At 45.0% G+C, this 20346-nt stretch carries 20 protein-coding genes; 4 read left to right on the top strand and 16 right to left on the bottom strand.

What is annotated here, in order from left to right; all coding sequences use genetic code 11:
• Positions 1 to 112: 112 nt before the first annotated feature.
• Both L9P36_RS13690 and L9P36_RS13685 read right to left on the bottom strand, forming a co-directional pair.
• Positions 113 to 2236, bottom strand: coding sequence for a hypothetical protein (locus L9P36_RS13690; RefSeq protein WP_237467975.1), 2124 nt, complete (start codon positions 2234 to 2236; stop codon positions 113 to 115).
• 59 nt (positions 2237 to 2295) lie between these two features.
• Positions 2296 to 4455, bottom strand: a complete 2160-nt coding sequence (locus L9P36_RS13685) for a toxin-antitoxin system YwqK family antitoxin (protein WP_237467974.1) — start codon at positions 4453 to 4455, stop codon at positions 2296 to 2298.
• A gap of 443 nt (positions 4456 to 4898) precedes the next feature.
• Here L9P36_RS13685 and L9P36_RS13680 point away from each other — a divergent pair, with 443 nt between their 5' ends.
• Entirely contained in the window at positions 4899 to 5120 is a 222-nt protein-coding gene (locus L9P36_RS13680) for a hypothetical protein (RefSeq protein WP_237467973.1), read from the top strand.
• 89 nt (positions 5121 to 5209) lie between these two features.
• Positions 5210 to 5620, top strand: a complete 411-nt coding sequence (locus L9P36_RS13675; RefSeq protein WP_237467972.1) for a hypothetical protein — start codon at positions 5210 to 5212, stop codon at positions 5618 to 5620.
• Positions 5621 to 5777: 157 nt separating this feature from the next.
• On the opposite strand, the gene L9P36_RS13670 is transcribed toward L9P36_RS13675, so the two are convergent.
• The 10 genes from L9P36_RS13670 to L9P36_RS13625 all read right to left on the bottom strand — a co-directional run bounded on the left by L9P36_RS13670 (position 5778) and on the right by L9P36_RS13625 (position 15053).
• Positions 5778 to 5987, bottom strand: a complete 210-nt coding sequence (locus L9P36_RS13670) for a hypothetical protein (protein WP_237467971.1) — start codon at positions 5985 to 5987, stop codon at positions 5778 to 5780.
• Positions 5988 to 6240: 253 nt separating this feature from the next.
• Positions 6241 to 6480, bottom strand: coding sequence for a hypothetical protein (locus L9P36_RS13665; RefSeq protein ID WP_237467970.1), 240 nt, complete (start codon positions 6478 to 6480; stop codon positions 6241 to 6243).
• A 381-nt stretch (positions 6481 to 6861) separates the two neighbouring features.
• Positions 6862 to 7074 carry a hypothetical protein gene (locus tag L9P36_RS13660; RefSeq protein WP_237467969.1) on the bottom strand — a complete coding sequence of 71 codons (213 nt, stop codon included), beginning with the start codon at positions 7072 to 7074 and terminating at the stop codon, positions 6862 to 6864.
• 341 nt (positions 7075 to 7415) lie between these two features.
• Positions 7416 to 7706 (bottom strand): hypothetical protein, encoded by a 291-nt coding sequence (locus L9P36_RS13655; RefSeq protein WP_237467968.1) that lies wholly within the window; start codon positions 7704 to 7706, stop codon positions 7416 to 7418.
• A gap of 429 nt (positions 7707 to 8135) precedes the next feature.
• A complete protein-coding gene (locus L9P36_RS13650) occupies positions 8136 to 9944 on the bottom strand; it encodes a DUF7380 domain-containing protein (RefSeq protein WP_237467967.1) in 1809 nt (602 codons plus the stop codon).
• 632 nt (positions 9945 to 10576) lie between these two features.
• A complete protein-coding gene (locus L9P36_RS13645; RefSeq protein ID WP_237467966.1) occupies positions 10577 to 12139 on the bottom strand; it encodes a hypothetical protein in 1563 nt (520 codons plus the stop codon).
• Between the two features lie 143 nt (positions 12140 to 12282).
• Positions 12283 to 12843 carry an isoprenylcysteine carboxyl methyltransferase family protein gene (locus L9P36_RS13640; protein WP_237467965.1) on the bottom strand — a complete coding sequence of 187 codons (561 nt, stop codon included), beginning with the start codon at positions 12841 to 12843 and terminating at the stop codon, positions 12283 to 12285.
• 329 nt (positions 12844 to 13172) lie between these two features.
• Positions 13173 to 13607 (bottom strand): DUF6691 family protein, encoded by a 435-nt coding sequence (locus L9P36_RS13635; RefSeq protein WP_237467964.1) that lies wholly within the window; start codon positions 13605 to 13607, stop codon positions 13173 to 13175.
• 1 nt (position 13608) lies between these two features.
• A complete protein-coding gene (locus L9P36_RS13630) occupies positions 13609 to 14013 on the bottom strand; it encodes a YeeE/YedE family protein (RefSeq protein WP_237467963.1) in 405 nt (134 codons plus the stop codon).
• A gap of 62 nt (positions 14014 to 14075) precedes the next feature.
• A complete protein-coding gene (locus L9P36_RS13625; protein ID WP_237467962.1) occupies positions 14076 to 15053 on the bottom strand; it encodes a sugar-binding transcriptional regulator in 978 nt (325 codons plus the stop codon).
• A gap of 395 nt (positions 15054 to 15448) precedes the next feature.
• On the opposite strand from L9P36_RS13625, the gene tal reads away from it, so the two are divergent.
• Positions 15449 to 16399, top strand: coding sequence for a transaldolase (gene tal, locus L9P36_RS13620; protein WP_237467961.1), 951 nt, complete (start codon positions 15449 to 15451; stop codon positions 16397 to 16399).
• Positions 16400 to 16559: 160 nt separating this feature from the next.
• On the opposite strand, the gene L9P36_RS13615 is transcribed toward tal, so the two are convergent.
• The 3 genes from L9P36_RS13615 to L9P36_RS13605 all read right to left on the bottom strand — a co-directional run bounded on the left by L9P36_RS13615 (position 16560) and on the right by L9P36_RS13605 (position 18436).
• Entirely contained in the window at positions 16560 to 16961 is a 402-nt protein-coding gene (locus tag L9P36_RS13615) for an NUDIX hydrolase (protein ID WP_237467960.1), read from the bottom strand.
• A 210-nt stretch (positions 16962 to 17171) separates the two neighbouring features.
• Entirely contained in the window at positions 17172 to 17909 is a 738-nt protein-coding gene (locus L9P36_RS13610) for a hypothetical protein (RefSeq protein ID WP_237467959.1), read from the bottom strand.
• A 32-nt stretch (positions 17910 to 17941) separates the two neighbouring features.
• A complete protein-coding gene (locus L9P36_RS13605; RefSeq protein WP_237467958.1) occupies positions 17942 to 18436 on the bottom strand; it encodes a hypothetical protein in 495 nt (164 codons plus the stop codon).
• Between the two features lie 723 nt (positions 18437 to 19159).
• Between L9P36_RS13605 and L9P36_RS13600 the strand changes: the two genes are divergently transcribed.
• Positions 19160 to 19465 (top strand): putative signal transducing protein, encoded by a 306-nt coding sequence (locus L9P36_RS13600; RefSeq protein ID WP_237467957.1) that lies wholly within the window; start codon positions 19160 to 19162, stop codon positions 19463 to 19465.
• Between the two features lie 122 nt (positions 19466 to 19587).
• On the opposite strand, the gene L9P36_RS13595 is transcribed toward L9P36_RS13600, so the two are convergent.
• Positions 19588 to 20049 (bottom strand): TetR family transcriptional regulator, encoded by a 462-nt coding sequence (locus L9P36_RS13595; protein WP_237467956.1) that lies wholly within the window; start codon positions 20047 to 20049, stop codon positions 19588 to 19590.
• Positions 20050 to 20346: the final 297 nt, after the last annotated feature.

Below are 20346 nucleotides of genomic sequence, written 5' to 3'. Positions count from 1 at the left end.
GCTTCTGGTGCCATCAAAAAAGCCCGCAGTTGCGGGCTTCAAAGCAGATGCATGGTGACTTCATTTCACCGATGATTGTATCTGATTGCTCTTTATCAATAACTGATAGCGATTACTTTTGCGGCTGCGGCATCGGGCCAAAGCTCACCTTTTGCTCTAGCACTGGCTCGCTTTCACTGCGTGCCAAACGCACCACTTGGTGAATATTACCCCAGGCTTTGATGCTTGGCAGCTGAAAATCAGCTTCAGGATCAGGTTGCATCCACTGCAGTACGCGGCCTTTGCTATCAAATGCTTGCAGATTTTGCTGCACTTGCTCAAAGGTCCAATTGGCGTATTCACCTTGCAATTGAATCATCCATGGGTGCAATAACTGATAATCTTGCGCCGCGTTTAACGGCGTCAATTGCGCTTTTGCACAAAGTACCGACACATCAGCGCTAGCATCGTAAAAATACCAAGTTTCACCTTGGTGCGCGGTCAAACGAAATTGCAATGAGCCATCATTCTTCTTTGAACGATAATAGCTGCGTGTTGGCGGTATCGGTTGCCAAGTGATGGCATCGCCAAGATACGTACCTTCCAGCACATTGAGCTGACAGAGCTTTTTCATTTGCGGCGCAATCGCAACCGACAACTGATGCGCTGATAGTGTTACTTTAGGCTCAGGCTGCTGAGCGGTGATCCCATAGGGGTCAAACATCTCTTGACCCGGCGCTCGCGCTGCAAATACCTTTGCGGCGCGCAGCAAATCAAACTGCTGCGCTTTAACACCAGTCTCTTGCAGCCAGCTCAATGGCATGGTTTTAACGTCATTTTCATCAAAGCGCACCATCAAGCGATAACTTTCCACTGGCGCGCTTAAATTCAGCCACTGAGCGACTTGATTGCCGCGCTGGGCATATCCAACCTCATTGGCAATATATTCTCCGCCAGTGTCTACCACGCGGTTGTTTTGCGTTTGAAACGAGAAACCACCGATGCCAGCATTGACCGCTTGCTCAATGTAAAAATCCCAATAATCTTCGCCCCAGCGACGTGCCTTTTCCCCTTTAATATAAAAGAGTGGATGCTCATAAGTCACAGTGTCACCCACCACTGGTATTTCCACGTGCTGGGTCTGGTAACTTGGGCTATAGACTTTGACAAATACCGGCTCTGGCTGCTCACCTTGGTTGCCAAGTGCAAGCTCAAATTCCGCGCGGCGAAAAGCATCCAAACGCAACCAAGCGTCCTGCGGCTGCTGCTTTTTATCCAGCAGTTGATAATCAATGACGGGCATATATGCAGCGCTATTCATGCGACGTTGCGGACGCAAAATAACCTGCTGTTCTGCTGTAAATTCAGTTTCAAATTGCGTTTCAGAACGCTCTGGTAATAACTCACCTAACAGCTCAGCAAGATATTGCGCGCGTTCCTCCCCGTAACGCTCATAACTATATTGATCACCAAAATTTCCAGAGCCTTGCGGCAGCCAAGGTGTGCCATAAATAGCCACAATCGCTTGTACTGCGCCTTGGTATTTTTCTGTGCTCACATCAATACGGCTCACGCCACGCATCTGCTGTAACAAACCCGTTTTCGGATCGTAATCGGCCCAACCTTGGAGCAACTCATCCCCTTTGGTTTGGCTTGCAAAGGCAACTCGCACGCGCGTTTCAGTGACCCACAGCACCTCATATTTCACGCGCATGTTCTGGTTAAGCACCACCTCGACGGCTGCGCCTTTCACTTTTTCAAGTGCAGGGGGTAGCAGCGGCAACAGATTGGTCAAACGACTGTAGTCAGCGCCTTCAAGAATCGCTTGCTCAGATGGATATTGCTCCAGCGCTTGATACAAAGCCACTTGCTCACCTTCAAGGCTCAACTTGCCATCCATACTGAGTCGTAAAGGCTCAGAGAGCAGCGTACGAAGCGGTTCACGATCGCGACCAAATTGATGGGTATCCGTATCAGGATTGATGAGTTGTAGCGTAAATGCGTCATCTTCAGGATGCGCGGTCAGGCGCATCTGACTCTCTAAAATCAACTCACCTTCAAGCGAAGCTCGTTCATCTTTCACCTGCACATCATATTCAAGCGCAATTTGCAGGTAATAATTGTTGCTCGGTTTTACCGTAGCGTTTGGTTGGTAAACCAACTGATTTTGCGCACAGCCAGCCAACAGAAACGTTAAAGCTGCTGCGCTGAATTTGAATACTTTCGACATCATCGGTGTCATGATCATTGGTGTCATGTTCAATCCTTTAACCAAATGCGTATTTCAACCGCGCTCAAATCAAGCGCGGGAATGACTTAATGCGCTGTTTGCAAAAGCGCTGAAATGTTCATGTAGCATTCCGATGGCACGCCATGGGAGTTATTGTCGCGCCAATAGTTATCGCGCGCGCTGTCGGCATGACTCATCTCGACACGCATCTCTCCGGCTTTAAAGTGATGACGCCAAGTTTCTTTGCCCTTGTAATCAAAGGCGATCCAATCACCTTTCGGCATCCCCTTTTGATAGTTCAGCTTACAGTTCACACGGCCTTCCTTATCAAAGACATACCAAGTGCCATGTGGCTGACCATGACGGAAGGTCCCTTCAAGCCAAACCAAGCCATTTACACGGCTAAATTTCCATGCACCTTCTGCCTTGCCTTTGTGATAACGCCCGGAAAGCGTGTATTCGTGGTCAAAATCGGTTTCTGTCCATTGACCATGCGGGGTTTGACCAACCGTTGCAGAATAGAGCAGCGTTCCACTGTCATTGTCACGCATCTCCCAATGGCCTACTGGCAAACCGTTTTTGAATTTACCTGAGATCAAGCGCTGATCTTTGCCCTTAAAGAACTGATAGGTCCCGTGCAATTTATCGTTGCGGTAATGGGAAACCAGATGGTATTCATCTTGCTCTTGTGAAGGGATATGACCGAAACGGCGGCGCTCACCAAGAAAATATTCTGGAATCGGCATACCGCTATAACCCCATTGTTCCCAACGACCAGTGCGAGCACCTTGATGATATTGGCCTTTCGTCAGCAGCTGACCCGTCTTTGAGTCGCGCATTTCATACTTGCCGTTTTTCACACCGTGAAGAAAGTTCTCTGACACAATCACGCCGCCATAGCTTCGCTCAACTTGCAGACCATGCGCTTTACCATTGAGTCGTTCACGACGCGCTTGGATCACGCCATCACGATAACGAACCTCAATCGTGTGTTTCAGCAGTGGCTGCTCGCGCTCTTCACTGGTTAACTCACCCTTTTCGTTATATCGCTTCTGTACAGCCCAAGCGGCTTTTTCCGATGGCGTAATACTTTCTAAGGAGAGTTGGCCGTTATCGTGCCAGTTCTGCACTTTCACATAGCCGTCAGGACGCTTTTCAGAGAACGCCTCAAGCAAACCATTATTCGCATAACGCCACTGATAGTAATGACCTGTGGATTCTTGTTTGCGCGAGTAATAGCTTAAATAGCCACCAGTGCCAAATTCACGTTTCTCAGTCCACTGGCTCTTGTCCGCTGGCTGAGTGGTCATGGATGACAGACGGCCAGAGCGGCGATAGCGCGTGCTCACAGACACACCTTGCGCATTACGCACCTTGCTATAGGTCAACAGCCCCTTGTCGTTGTATTCATAGGCTTCATATTTCTCGCCTTTTTCATCAAATTTATAACGCGCAACTACATTGCCCGCTTCGTTATATTCAATGGACTCTTTGGCATCTTTGCCGTGGTTGTAATAGCGAATGCGTTGAATTTTGCCATCGGCAAAAAAGGTGGTTTGCTTGCCATGGCGCTTATCCATGACATAAGGCGTGATGATGTAGAGATTGCCATCGACATAGCGGCGATACTCACCCTGCTTTTTACCGTTGAGGTAGTGGGTTTCATCTTCCAATACGCCTTGTCGATAGTGCTGCTGCAAACCATCAAATTCACCGTTCACTTGCTGGTGTACGCAGCGCAAATCGCCCTGCTGGTAAGTTTTATACTTTAGATAGTCTGGGCGTTTGGCATCATATTCATAGGTGGTCAAACCCGCCTTCTCGCCATCATCATAGACCTGTGTTGAGATACGCTGACCATTTGCAAACTGATGATCCAATCGAAGCGAGCCATCATCGAGATAATAAAGCGCTTGACCATGGGTCTCGCCTTTCTCGTTATAACTGGTCTTAATTTGGACTTTGCCATTAGGATAAAAGAACGTACCGCTGTTTTGCTTGAGCACGGTTTTCTTATCGTCAGCAAAGCGTCCTTGGCCTTGAAAATAAAGCTGCTCTTTGCCAATGAAATAGATCTTCATGTCAAAAAGCCCGTCAGCATTTGGCACATAGGCCTGACGCTGATAGGTCGCTTTGGCTTTGTCCGTGGGATTTAAATCTGTATCTAAATAGATCAGTTCGCTGGCATAGCCCAAACTGGGCAGCGCCATGACGCAAGCGAACAAAAACAGCCTGATTTTCTGCATTGCAAACAGTCCTTATGATTTCTCTGCAACGAAATCACCGTAATTACGGATCATCAAAATTGGACGCATGCTAACATAACGCATTAAAAAATAATGACTTATAATACACGAGCACTCAATACCAACGCTTTTTTGTGATCAAGCGCTGAATATTGAACTGCGTACGGTCAATCTATCGCTGCCATTTCCATCTCCACTAAATTTCAGCAACCGGTTGCGCTGCAATTGAGCACTCTGCGCGCAAGATTTTTGAAGCGCTGCGCGGCCAATACACCACGCCGTGATCGCGCGCGCGCAACTCAAATTTTTAGCCACGCCATGCACTTTTCATCGCTTAGGCCATGCAAAATATCTGCGAGCGATTCAAATGAATCAGGGTTTAAATTTCATCGAAGTGACTTTCTAACAGCACTTTGAATCAATGATTTTCAAGGATGGATAAGATGAAAAACAAAGTATTAGGCGCGATTGCGATGATTTGGGGTGCATTGATCTTAATGAATTTTTTCACCCATTTGCATGAGATGACCAGCGGCGCTTACAGCACAGGGAAAATGGCTGGGGTCATTTTCGGTTGCCTATTACTGGCAGCAGGAATTCATACTTTCTTTTTTCGAAAAGCAGCCGCTAAAAATACAACGCAGCACGACGAACCAAGCCGCTAAACATCGCTTTCAGTTTTGAGCCGCTAACGCGCAGCCTCGACTCAATCGCCATGTACAAATCGCATGGATGATCGCCCTTAGGATGATGCATGAAACAACTTATCTATACCCTGATATTTATTGCCGCCCTCACCATGGCGCACAAACTTGCGCCAAAGCCCGTACAGCAAGCACTGGCACAAATCGACGGGATCGCTTTCATTGTGGGCTATTACACCAATGAAAACGGCGATGCCGTGTGGAAATTTTCCATCATTCCACGCCAATGGCAGCAGTGGAACGCACTCAAGCGTGTAGAAATCACCGAGCAATATAAAACAGTCACAACGCGCATCGAAGAGCCCAGCATCGCGGATGATTTTGGCCTGCTAGTGGAAACCTACTTGCTGCCTTTCGGGCTACTGCTTTCACTGATTATTGGCGTAGGCAGCCTTTGTAAACAACTGCTTCAATCGCAGCGTAGCAAGCAGTGCCCTCGTGAAAACCAGTGCGATATTTAGATCAAACAAGGCTGCTCTGACAAAAGTAGGTGAAACAAAATCATCGCAAGATATCAGGCCTTTCTCACCTCGGCGACACGCTTTCAATAAAAACGCCACCTGCAAAGGTGGCGTTTTTGTCGATAGTTCAACTTTATATCAATCGATAAAGTTCATTTTACTGATGCTGCGAAAAGAATCGCTCTGCACTTGCAAACAGCGAGTCGCACAGTTTTTTCTGCTTCGCGTACGCTTCAGAGCCAGCTTCCATCGCTGCCAACTCTTTTTGCGCTTGATGGTATTTACCCACCATCTCTTCAAATCGTGCTTCGTGAACATTTTTCCATGCTTTATCGCGAAGTTTATCTTGTCTCTTAGCCTTAGCCATACTTCCCCCTTACTCAATTCAGTTACGGACTGGCAAATGATGACAACATCAACGGTCATCAAGATCATCGCGCGGCCACAGGCCATGCGCGACATGTCAAATCATGCGATTCAAAGCTCAAACAGCTTTTTCCGTGCACGATCGAGCAAAATATTTTCAATTCTTCGCCGCGTTTGATGAATGTTCTTCACTTTTTCATCGGGTGCATCACCACATTTAGCTGACGATTCCGGCTGACTGACCCGCTGCATCATCAAGCCTGCTGCCATGTTGGGATCGCAAAGGTACCTAAAGGCGCACCCTGTGAACATAAAATTTGCCCCGTATGGGTGCGTTCACAAAACGAGAAATCAAGATCAACGGATGCGTGATCTAAGCGAGGCAGAATATGTCGTTTTAAGATATCGCTGTTAAGTTGGTGAATGGTTGCAGACCAAGAAAGCGCGTGACGATAGAGATGAAAGTTGATTTCAAACAAATAAGATTTTTCCATTCAGATGTTCTCGCTCAAAAACACCTGATTTATCAAATAATAATAGTCCACCTTTGTATACCAACAAAGGCAGATTCTCGGTTATGTTCAAGCGAAACAGACATCAAATGACGATGCCATCAATCAGGTTTGTACCTAAGATCAGAACTTGAAAAAACCCGGCTACTAAGCGGAATATAAAGAAGAAGTGCTCGCTAGTGTCAGATGACAGTAGGATTCGAAAGAAACGGAGAGGATACTTGCGCTAAATGTTCATTAATAGCTCGCGTGCTGAGCTAGCTGCACTATACAGGTTATGCCCGTAATAGACAGGATTATTTCGACTTATTTTTGAATCGCTTGTTATCAACCTGTGGTCGCTCAGACCTCAACATAGCGATTTTAACTCAGCAGCGCGATGCATTTTTCTAGATAACTCAAGCGCATGCAGGCTGCCATATGCATTTCGCCACCGGTACCCGATCCGCGATAAGCCTGTGTTTTCTCCTCATCGGCTTGATAGTCAGGCAGCAGCTGCGCCATTACCGCAAGGATCTGCGCGCGCGAATGCGTCGCAAGCAATGCCAGCACCCCTGCTTCCAGCGTCTGCGGCAAACTGCCATCAAATTTTCCAAGGTGCGCTGAGCACCATGTCGTGAATTTGTTCTTGTAAATCCGTCATTAAAATAAAAGAGAATGAAAAATAAAAACAACTTTAATTTCAATAGATTATTGCATTGATACTATGGGCGCAATTGAAAATTCAAGCAGTGATACAACGCTAGCAACTTAGGTGACTGAGGGCTGAGGGCTGAGGGCTGAGGGCTGAGGGCTGAGGGCTGAGGCAAGTAAAATGACGAAAGCAATTTAAGAAAAATAGAGGGCAGGATATCGATGGGAATAATGCCGTACGCTCAAAAATCGCGGCATTACTATATTACGAGCTATACAAACACTTAAATCTTATGAATGGACATCACACAAGGTTGGCCATCGAGTGGTTCATAAATCTCAACAATGGCTTCCCATTGCATCACAGTTGGCCCGGGTAGCGTAGCATCACACTTATAACGATAATTGATCCCAGACACCACTTGTGTTGCCACTTCCCTTGGTTGATACGCTACACCCACATAGCCATCCATCGCTGCATTAAACACGCGCATGTCCTTATCATTCAGCGCGCGATAACGCGTCCATCCACCACAAATAGTATCCATTGCCATATCAGTCGTTGCAGTTGTCATCATTTCACCTTTATTCAGATTGAAACGCATACCACCATGGTATGCGCGCTGTTGTATACAGCATCTGAAGCATAGCAGCGGCCGATAGCGTGGGTATGAAATTTGAACGGTTTGAAACGCAACGGGAGATGAGTCATAAGGCAAACCTTGAGTGACAAAATCGAACCGTGCCATTAGTTCAGCTGTGTGCTTTGGCTCCCCCAAAAATCATCAGGCACGCAAAATTCCTGCAAATATAAGCGCTAGGTTTAATCGACTTAAAGCATAAGAAGAGCATGGATGGGTTTTTACAGCCTTTCGGTTGGATATTTCAAATTAGATTTGATGTTCAAACTATTTGATTAGAGTTAACTAAACTTACTCAAATGAAGCTCTCAATTTATTTTTGAAAGCATAAGCCGCTAACGCAACTTCTTATTCCTTTCACTGCTAAACATTGGTTGAATTGTAATTCTCCTCAAACACAGGACCAAGTGACGTCACAATGAGCCTTAGCGACCTCCACCACCAATACACAGCAAAATAACTACCCGCTTCATTGGTAGAAATGAGCCCATGAGCGATATTATTTCTTAAGTTTGGACCATGCCAATGTACGAGGAGGGCTTTCATCTCAAACAATAAATCTTGGTCGAATATCTCGGCTGTTTCTTTTTTTTCGAGAAGCGTAGATAGTCCAACCTCCGTTTCTTGGTTGTCTTTAATCACGGTAGTTGAGACACTACTTTCGTTTAAGACGTTTCTAACGATATGTTCCCATTGAGGCACCAACATATGGATGGCAGTAGCAAAGTCATACTCAAAACCAAAATAGAGCCCTCGGGCAAATAACCGTGCTCTATCAGTGGGAACTAATGGACTCAACCTGCACATTTCGAGTAATTGATTAAAGGATATTCGATGCTCTTCCAATAATTGGTTTAGCCCATGAACAATTGAGGCCTGAGCAACAAAATCTGCATAGTGACAAGCTGTCTCAACAAGCACAGTTAATTTATCACTTTCCTCGGCATTACTTTCGATACCAAAGGGATTTGACCGCCCTGCAGAACGGCCATCGCTTGTGAATTTTACTGTACCAAATAGCCTATTGAAGAATGTATTCTCAAGTTGGCTTTTCAGTGAATCTTCAGCATATAGCAAAGTTACAGGTTTACAGATTAGTGCTAGAGATTGTAAAGCAGTAGCTGTATCAGCCAAACCTGACATACACTCTCTCGAAGCTTTTACAGATGCAGATACATCTACTGAAGGCATATTTATAACAGGCAATTCGGCAACGGCTTCTTGACCAACAACCCTCAATGTATTTCTAAGTTTGAGTATTTTGCTTTCTATCTCTAATTTGTCCCTAAATCTCGTTGGAATGGCTGTATATGCATGAAAAGCTTTTTCATAGAAATACTTTCTAACAAAAGAATGCTCTCTATCTTCAGCCTCCAACTCCCATGAATTAGCGGCAAAGTATTTGCAAAGCAACCATTGTTCGTCATCGTCCTCAGCACCAAATCGGTCAGCAGCAAACATTAAATAACTACGGGCTGCGTTGAAGTTCTTTTCTCTAATAAAGTACTGACCTCTTTCTAAAAAACGAATTCCTAACCAAGTCGACTTCTCTTTAGCTAAGCCATACTCGAATAGGAGGTTAGCCACGTGAAGGTGAAAGTATGGGCTGGAATCAATGAAGTCACCTTCTAGAGAGGATAACAGTCTTCTTTCCAACGCAGTGACTTGGTTTTCTGCCCCTTTTCGCAGCTGCAAACCAAGACATAATGCACGCTCGTAAAAGTCTTTCACACCCTCGCACCAAGTCACAGGTTCTGCAGGGTACTCCGAATAATACTCGATAGTAGTTATCGCATCTTTAAAGTTTTTGGGCTTTACGAGAAGCCATCTAATGTCAGCAATTCGTGCTTTGATAGCAAGGCACTCACAATGCGGTGAAAGCTTTTCCAATATATCTAAGTCATTATCAGTAAGATTCACCGGAATTGAATCTAGCTCATAAGTTCGGTAAGGATCATTGACGCTACTTGGCGAAAACCTAAACAACATGATTTTTGCGAGCACATAGTAGAGCTTTGCTAGCTCATCATGTCCTTTCTCTCTCTCTGTGTCCCCTTTTCGGCCGAGCTGTAAGCCAAATGCGCCACTGGGTATCCCGAGTCTGGGCAAATCAACTAAGAAATAACTATATGTCTCTTCTGCAATCAGAAGTTCATCTGAATAGTTAGCCATGAATTTTACCTAATGAAGAAAGTCAATTTCACTACGTCAATGAGAAACAAATTATTACTCCCACGTTTCTACTCAAAACTTAGCTCTGGCATACGCAATCACTGTTCTATCTCAATCAAGAGAGCTATGATTAAACTCAAGAATAACAGTTAATTAATCATATTACTTCCTTAGCTTAGTTACCAATATTTATAAATATGTAACACGTTATAGACTATGAATTTCCTGTAAAACTGCATAACAAAGTGGTTAGCGAAAAGCTTGATTTAGAGCGCTAGATAATGATGCAGCAAATAAAAATAGTATTGAAAAATTAATTTTCTAAGGGAAAATCCGTATTTTTAAATCCGTATTTTTAAATCCGCATTAACATAATGACCTCATAGAAATACGATAAAAACAACTAAACATCTACTGCCCCTCCAAAATAGATCCACTAAATGTCCATACGGCATGCACATCAGGGGATGTGACTGACATTTTAGAACGCTGAACGCCTCATTTTTACGGGGATGAGGAATAATGAATCTTAGTGAAAGACACAAAAAAGCCCACGACCGTGGGCTTTCAAAGTGTCATTTTCTATCTATTTTCGGCAACTTCATCGCGAACCGACATCAATTCACTCGCATTTAGTTTTGCGCTTGGTGTCCTTCTTCTAAAGCTTGCTCTGAGGCAGATACGCGAAAAGTCATGGGGATCGTTCGCGGTTTGTTTTCGCCCCAATAGAGGGTAATGTGATCGCCAAGGGGCTGATTGAGGGTCAACCAGTAGCTATAGCTAAAGTGCGACATCATCAATTGGCCTAATCCGTTGCCATAATAGGGCAGGCGATCTTCAGGCCAGCCATTCCAGCGATAACTCACTTCTTTGATCTGTTTTTTATCCAGCACCAATCCCTGTTCAAAACGATTCTCTGACGTTATGCCATACATGGTCACTTTCCAGCGGCCATCCGCGAGCTTTTGACCGTCAAAACTTACCCATGGGTTTTGGTAATGAAACTGTCCATTTTCAATGGGCACTGTCACTTGTTGCTGGCTGTATTGATCCTTAATGATCATGTCCGCACGAACGCTCGCGGCAAGCTTGCTGGTGCGCGGCATCATAATGGCTTGATGCCAAACCTCATCGTTTAATTCGCCGCGAGAGATATATGAGATAGGCTGGTCAATCTGCTGTCCCTTGGCATCATAGGCTTTGAGATGCTTCGCTAGAATCCAGACGAAAGGCATCCCTTTGGGCGCACGAAGCTGCAAGCCATAGATGCGCTGATTGGCATCCACCAGTTTCAGCTCAGCCTTAAATTGGTCCGCTGCTGTGCCGTTTTTGTTGTGCTCAGACATGCTTTCAATGGGCCAGAATTGCTCAGGAAGCGAAAAAGGGTGCTCATCAATGGGGTGACTTGCCAAATCATAGGGTTCAGCCATGGGTTTGGGGCCCACCAGCAGTATGCCGCGCACTGGATATTTGCCTTGGCCCACAGGTTGCAGCCAGCTAATCAACAGCGACATGCGTTTGAGCTCACCACTTTTCACGCTGTACTCGACCCAACCTTGAAAATGGCGGTAACCTACCTCGCCCGCTTTGACAGCAAGGCGAATGGTATCCCCTTGCATCCACACCACTTGATACTCAACAAGCAATTCATTGGCGTCAGTTTGGGTCAGGGTTGCCCCTACTTTAAGTTCAATGGCTGGCGGCAAAATCGGCAGTTGATTAAGTAACCCCTTTGGCATCAGCTTGATGTTTTGCCACTTGGCCTTGGCATCAGTGCTGAAATCTAAACCTTGAGATTCTTGAGTGACATGAATGGGATAGGTCAGTGCATCAAAAAGACGCTTTGGCGCGCCAGAGGAAAAATCGCTATCGAGGCTGTTATCGATGCCGGTGCGATCTTCATAAATGGCGAGCCAATTGGATTTTAAGCGCAAGGTTGGTTTGTCATCATTGGCTTTCGCATGGCGTGAAAAACTTGCATCGATTTCTGAAATAAAAGCCAGCTGCTCATCATCGGCATCCACCCAACCTGTTAAGCCAAGGCTGTGAGGAATGGCTAAAAGGCCGAGCTGGGCGTAATAACGTTGATTAAAATCTTGACGAACTTGTAGCGTATTTTCTGGTTTTGACGTTGGCGAACAAGCAAATAGCGGTATAGAAAGCAGTGCCATAAGGAGCACTTGAAATGGGCGCATGACCTTATCCTTGAAACAAAAAATGCGTCAACTCACGTTCACGCATCACAAGAATCAATAGGTTAAAACCCTTTATTGGCTCGCGCAAGCCATCGGGGCTTGCAGCACATCATCAATCATTCGCCTGAGTGTAAAGCTCAGCGCTATTGTGGCTGCGCCTTTCTCTCGCCTTCCAGCAGCATTTGATACTCAGGGCAGGCTTGGCGCATCACCTTTTCCTCTTGGGCAATGCGAACGCGCAGCGACCACAAGTACAAAGGCGTTAAGATCAGCGCGCAAAAATAGGCTTGGGTCATCAAGACCACGCCAATGAGCTCGGGCAAAATATTGAGGAAATAGTTGGGGTGGCGCACCGCGCGAAAGAGCCAGTTCGCTACTACTTGATGATTGGGCACAATCACCAGTTTGATACTCCACACCGGCCACAAGCAATAAATCACCAGTGCAAGCGCCAGCATTGAAAAAAGATAAAAACCCAGCCCTACATAGGTCAGTGCTTGCCACTGGGTTTGTCGAATCATGGCTTCAAAAATCGCACCAAAATAAAAAGCGGTATGCAGCAAGGTGAGATAGCGCGAATTGGTTTTGCCATACTCCACGCCGCCCATGGCTTTCATGCGTTTCACATTACGAATCGAGCCCACCACAGTGGCAATTCGTAGCGTGAAAATAATCAGTAATAACGCCAGTAACGTGTGGCTCATGTGCCGCTCCTTGCTTTGGCTGGGTGGATATCAGTGAGATAAATGTTGCTCCGCTTAACATCTGCTTTGCTTTTTGATCAGCGCTGCTCACATGCACCTTAGCAAAATTCATATGCAATCGATGGCCTTCGCATCAAACTTGTTCCACCTGTCGAAAGCAGCAGCGCAACAGGGCTGGTAAAACGCAAAATGGTGCGTCCGCAATCACGTCCGCACCATTTTTCACCGCAGTTGACCCAATATTGACATTCCCCAGCCAAACCCAATATGTAAGGGCCAAATCAAAACTTCTCTCCTCCCCCATACTAAGAGAAGGGTAAGAGCAAGGCTTATGATTTCATTGGGCAGCGACGCTTTTGAAACCAAGCACTTGGGAGCCACATTGCGGCAATCATCCCGACAACAAACAAATAGAGCACGGGTGAGTGAAACGAAAATGCCGTTACTGCAGGCCCCGGACAAATGCCAAGCATCCCCCAGCCAAGGCCAAAGAGCGCTGAGCCCACCAGCAAACTTGGTGTGACTTTACCTTGGCTAAATTGCGGCATCTCATCACCGAGCAGGGCATGCGATCTTGGCTTAATTAGCCAGTGGTAAATGGGCATAAAGGTGGCAATAGCGCCTGCCATCACAAAGGCAAGCTGCGGATCCCAAGCGCCAAATAGGTCTAAAAATCCGGTCACTTTTTGTGGATCCACCATTTGTGAAACCACCATACCCGCGCCAAATAACAAACCGCTCAGCAATGCAATCAACTGTTTCATCTTACCAGCCTCCATGAAAACGAATGGTAACCACAACAATGGCGACGCCCATAAAGGTGACCGTTGCGACCATGGAGCGCAGGGACAATCGGCTTAAACCGATAATGCCATGGCCACTGGTACAACCGTTGGCAAGGCGTGTACCAACACCGACCAAACCGCCCGCCAGTAGTGCATACCAAAGTGGTACGGATGGATATTGCACTTCAACACCCAGTGCGTAATGGGCGATCCCACCGGCAATCAATAAGCCCGCAAGAAAGAACCAGCGCCATGAGATGGCACCCAGCGCGCCACGTACAATACCGCTGATCCCTGCGGTTTTACCAAGCGCCAGCATCAATAGTGCGGCAGATAAACCCAGCAGCACACCGCCTGCAAGGCCTTGAATCATTGAATTGAGCATCGAGCCACTCCTTTGTTGTTTTTTTCAGTCTAACAAAGGCATTTAAATTAGCAATATCTAATTTAGCATCTACTTATATTGTCGGTCAGGTTTAATAATGTCAGCGCATTGGTGACGCTGGTGGCCAGCACATCAATGGCGCCAGTACGCAGCGCGCCAAGAAGTGCTAAGGGCTTACTTGGCTCGGCGGCAATGGCGATCACCTCTGGAATTCGGCGAAACTCCTCCACCGATAAGCCAATGACGCGACCATTCATCACGGTATGCGCAACCCGCCCCTGCACATCGATAAAATCATAACCGGCGATATCGCCAACAATGCCGTGAGAGATGCGCGCATCCACTACCTCTTTGGCACTAAACCAGCCCAAATCCACCATATAGCTTTGATCGCTCATATCGCCCACGCCGATCAGGGCATAGTCCGCTTTACGTGCGCGATCGAGGGTATCTTTAATGGTGCTATTGGCCATAAATAAGCTCTTTTGCTCTTTGGTTTCCGCATAGGCCGGCGCATAAAGCGTTTCACTGACACCGCCGTACACTTTGGCAAATTGACGACAAATATGATCGGCATTGTATTGACTACCACCGGGGTGAATACCACCGATACCACATACAAATTGGCAAGGACGCTTGGCTACAACCCCTACATGGTGCGCTACGGCTGCCACATTGCGCCCCTGCCCCACGGTAACCACTTGCTGCTCGCCCAATTGCGTTGACAGATAATGCGCAGCCAGCGCCGCCACTTGCTCGCGCTGCTGCTGTGGATCTTTTTGGTCTAGCGCGATTAATGCGCGCTTGAGTTTGAATCGCTCAATCAGTTGCTGCTCAAGCTTGGCGCTGAAAACGGGGTGATATTTGACGGTGATCTCGACAATGCCTTGCTCGCGCGCTTGTTTAAGCAAGCGGCCCACCTTGGCGCGAGATAATTGAAATTTCTGAGAAATTGCCTCTTGGGTTTCGCCTTCTTGGTAATAGGCCACAGCAATTTGGGTCAGCAGGTTGGTATCAGCTTGAATCTCTTCAGGGGTCATGGCAGCTCCGAGCAAATGGTCACAGGACCGAACAATTTCTTAGTGTTTTTTCCGTCACTTTAACGCAATTGGAAATTTCCCTGCGTCATGGATCACAATTTCATCGCCTATTGTGCCGCAAAAACCTTTGTTTTCCGCACATTTTCTCACTCCATGCAACATTCGCTCAGGCAAAAGTAACGCCTCCAACCACAAAGACACAAATAAAACACATAATAAACATATGGTTATGATTTTTACCGTACAAATACAGCATCTTAGAGATTGTTCATCACCGCATTTCACGTAAATATAGCCACACAAATTCTCACGCGTCTTACAATTGTTCAAACTAAAATCAAATCAGACGCCTGACCTGACCGCCCACAAATTGCCGAATGATATAGGTGATGGATATGAACCAATTACAAGCTTTGCGCCAATACACCACCGTTGTTGCTGATACTGGCGACATTGAAGCGATTCGTCGCTATCAACCACAAGATGCAACCACCAACCCATCGTTGATCTTGGCTGCTTCTGCGCTACCACAATATGCTCATCTGATTGATGAAGCTGTGGCTTATGCAAAAGCACATGCAGATAACAGCGATGCGCAATGTGGCCTTGCCTGTGACAAATTGGCAGTGAGCATTGGTCAGGAAATTTTGACCACAGTTCCGGGTCGTATCTCAACTGAAGTAGATGCACGTCTTTCCTTTAATACCGAAGCAACCATTGCTAAAGCGCGCCAATTGATTGCGCTTTATGAAGAAGCAGGCATCTCTCGCGATCGCATCTTAATTAAGATTGCTTCGACTTGGCAGGGCATTCGCGCCGCTGAAGTGCTAGAAAAAGAGAACATTCAATGTAACCTCACCCTGCTCTTCTCCTTTGCACAGGCGCGTGCTTGCGCCGAAGCAGGTGCTTACTTAATCTCACCTTTTGTCGGTCGTATTATGGACTGGTACAAAGCCAAAGAAGGCCGCAGCTTTGAACCAACTGAAGATCCAGGCGTACTTTCAGTCAGTAAAATCTACGATTACTACAAATCCCACGGCTATAACACTGTAGTGATGGGTGCCAGTTTCCGTAACACAGGTGAAATTCTTGAGCTTGCCGGTTGTGACCGCCTCACCATTAGCCCAGCGCTACTTGCTGAGCTTGAAGCTTCTGAAGCGCCAGTTGAACTAAAACTCGCACCAAGCACTGAGCTGCAAGACAAACCAGCGGCAATGACCGAAGCTGAGTTTTTGTGGGAGCACAACCAAGATGCTATGGCGGTTGAGAAACTAGCGGAAGGGATCCGTAACTTTGCTATCGACCAAGGTAAACTAGAAACCCTTATCCAAAGCAAATTGGCATAAGGCATTTGCTACCTTGATTGGATGCTAAGAACCTAGAACCTAGGTGACATAGCAACGCAATTGCGCAAAGACAAAAAAAGCTGGCTTAATGCCAGCTTTTTTATTGGTTTCAATGCGCTATCAGGTGTCACAGCAACAAGCTTCACCAACCAATCACGTCTTATTTAATCAGACCCTGCACATATAGCTGCTCAAAAAGCAGTTTAACCACAGCAGAGCAGTGCGGTAGATCGGCATATCCAAGCCATGCGAGCTCTTCAATTTCAGAAGCCGCTGCCAGCTCACCCTCAAATGAGGCGAAATAACAGGTCGCTTTGACCGTAATATCCGCCGCTTTGCCATCTGCTGGCGCTTCAAAGACACCATAGAGAGATAGGCTATTTGGTGCCAAATCCACCGATAGCTCTTCGTTGATTTCACGTACGAGCGCTTGCGTGTCAGACTCACCCGCTTCGCGCTTTCCACCTGGCATATAAAAAAGATCTTTGCCATAGGAGCGCACACAAAGCACTTTATGATCTTCAATCGCGAGCCAAGCGAGCTTATCAATTACTTTGGCCATTTCTCATTTTCCTTATTACGCATGGCGTATCACGCCTTGATGCGCAGGATGATACCCTATCTTTTTCACGATGACAGCCAAGCAGGCTAGAGAAAATGCCAGTAAGTGATGTGTAAATCGCCACACGCCAGAAGTCTACTGTATTAAATAATAACAATTTAGATATAAAAAATATCTCACCTTCAATAAATATTTTGAACGGAATAAATCTCATCTAAATGCGATATTTTTGAAAGTTAATACCTTATCTGAGCCACCATAACAACTTGTTGCAAATTCTAATTTTAGAGCAGAAACACCTATCATATCATTACTGGGTGATTTAAATGAAAATATATATGGAGTATTCACACCTTCAATTAAATCAAATGTCTGATAACATCTATCAGCATCATGAACAACACCAGCACTCGACGTATATGACAACATATTTTTAGAATTACCCAAATTATCATATATCAAAGACTCAGTACGAATACTTATTTTAGTATCGCCATCAATCGCTTTTAAAATCACACTACAGTCGACCCGAGATGATTCCTTTACGCACTCTCTGACACTGAATTCAACACCCTTGTATTCTTGAGGCACTAACTTAGCATATTTTTTTGTTAACGCTTTTTGCTCATCACGAATACCCGCCTGTTGTTCTAGTACCAACACCCGATTCGATGCTACATCGAGTTGCTTCTTCAACTCAGTGTTTTCACTGGTCACTTGCTCAATGATTTTTGCTACAGAAGTACTTTGGTTGGATAGTTGTTCAATTTGCTTTTCACATTTACTGCTTCTTTGTATAAGCGCCAAAACCTCATCATCTAATTGTGCAACTTGTTTTTCTTTCGCTACAACTTCGCGTAAACCATACTGATATGAATAATACCCAGCCCCACATACAGAACCGATAAAAAAGATAATTAATGAAATAATTTTCAATTTGGCAAGCATGATATCACCTCACTTTTTATAAAAAGCAACTGTTAAATTTCGACACTCTCTTTTTCCGAATGTGTTTTTTCAGGCAAAATCACATCAAGAATTGTTTCATATTCAACTTCTGAATCAGCTGTATTTGAATTATTTGACAGTGCACTCTCTGCATTTATTTCTAATAAAATGAAAGATATCATCATAAGTCCACTTGCTGTGGCAGCAAGTGCATAGACCCCGATATTGATAAAAGGCACCGTCCAGTTCGCCCAAACGATATAGCACATAGAAAAAGTTGCAATAATATTGCTCATGGCCGCCAAAGCAGGCCAAATGCCTCTAGGCTGTTCACCATCACGGATCATCGTGTCATCAGCACTAAATAAACAAGCCAAGAGGTAACTAATCGGTGCAATAATATAAAAAACATGACTGCTATGATAGATACTGCCACTTAGCGCAATAATCATGTATGCGATCACACCCAGCGCAACACCAAGCAGGCCAACTATTAAAATACGGTGAATCGAACTCAACTTTTCCATATGCCATCCTTGCATAGCTGTTCAATTTAAGTTGACATCATTAGATACTAACGGTCAAAACGCCACTATCACAGCACGATAATTTAACGTTCTGCTCACAATTAAACACAAGCGCACCAAATTTATAAATTTATTGTGAGAAGCATTCAACTATCAGTACTTATAAATGACTCAAAATAAACTATTTGTATGGTCTCAAATTCAAGCCATATCCTCGCTGATAAACGCCTTGCCCCTTTAGCAACCAATGCCGGTTCTAAACAAAGTGGTGTAAATGGCATAGCGAACGTCCTATTCAACATTGTGATCGCATTCAACCGCTTGATTGCGTGATTCCTTAATGAACTGATTCAATAGCTAAAACCGTCTTAATATCTCATCAAAGCTCATTCAAGGTCGCCACTGAAAATGCCAAACTAACAGCCTGAATCTAGCGCGGCTATCCTGAGCCAATAGGAACGATAACAATGCCGCGAAATTGCTGAGCCGAAGTAAAAACACAGACTCGAATCTGAGACGTCATCTTAATAATGCAATCGCGCACATGGATAACACTTGAGCATCAAGCCAATTGGCGTAATGTGAAAAAACAGATATCAGCGAGCATGTTTACAGTGTAAAGCGTTCATTGAGGCACCAATCCAGCCATTCATTCAATCTCTAATGGCCAGATGTCACAGGATGCAATGACTGATGTTTACCCCCTGATGACGCAGGTTTGCTATGAAAAAAATATATACCCATGAAAATATATTCATTGTGCACAATATAAAAAATATCATCGAAGCGCAGGGCATCGAGATATTTATGAAAAATGAGTTTGCACCCGGTGTCATTGGTGAAATTTCGGCGTTTGATGCCTGGCCTGAAATATGGATTCTTCATGACAATGATGAAGAAAAAACAAAAGCGATCATTGCATCAGCCACCCAAGTCAAAAACACTATCGATTGGCTTTGCAAGCACTGTAATGAAACCAACGATCCCTCTTTTGATATTTGCTGGCAATGTCAGCAAGCTCGAGATTAAATATTTATCAGACACAAGAATTCATGGATATCTTAAAAAGCAATGCAATCCATGATCCATTGAACAGATAAAGAAAAAGCCACATCATGTGGCTTTTTTTCTTCGTTCTAAATCGCTATCGATTATTTTGACATGCGCAACAATGACACACCAAGTAGCCATTCAAGGTCGTGGCGATTTTCTTCACCATATTTACCACAGAACATCTCAAATAAGCGTTCGATACCGCCAGAGGCCAGTTCATGCGCTTCACGTGCACTTGAAATATGGAAAAACAACATACGCAGAACAGCAAGAAAGTCGTGATTATCTAAAGCTTTCAACCAGCTATCGATAAAAGCTTGTTTGTCTTGTTCTAATTCAAGATGAGAAGCAAAGATTTCAAAAATACGGCCATCTAATGCGCGAACAAAATCCTGCTTTTTCGGAAAATGATGACTGATCCCCGTTCTAGAAATTCCAGTTTGTTGGCTCAATGTGGTGTATGACATTTTGTCATACCCAAGTCGTAATAACTGATCACTCACCGCATCCATAATGGTCTGGATGGTAATCTCTGTATCTTCTTTACTACGTTTTGGCATCGTGAGTTCTCTTTTCTGACGATATATTGATATCACTCAAATCGGTTTTAAACGCTCTATCGCGCAACATAAAGACGCTTTGTTTTATTGTTTATCAAACCGAGCCGAGTAACTTTCTAACCTCAGGCTAAACGTTGCTTAATCAGTCACTTTAAGTGACGGTAAAATCACAACAGCAAGGTTCAAAGGTATACACCATTGCTAATGGATTGACCAGTTCAGAACATTATCAGTAATTGCAAACAAATCACCCTGAATATGTAACCTTACGATCAAGATCGACTCAAAAAAGCAACA

The sequence above is a fragment of the Vibrio stylophorae genome (genome assembly GCF_921293875.1).
Lineage (GTDB): Bacteria > Pseudomonadota > Gammaproteobacteria > Enterobacterales > Vibrionaceae > Vibrio_A > Vibrio_A stylophorae.
This window is presented reverse-complemented; position numbering and strand designations above follow the sequence as displayed.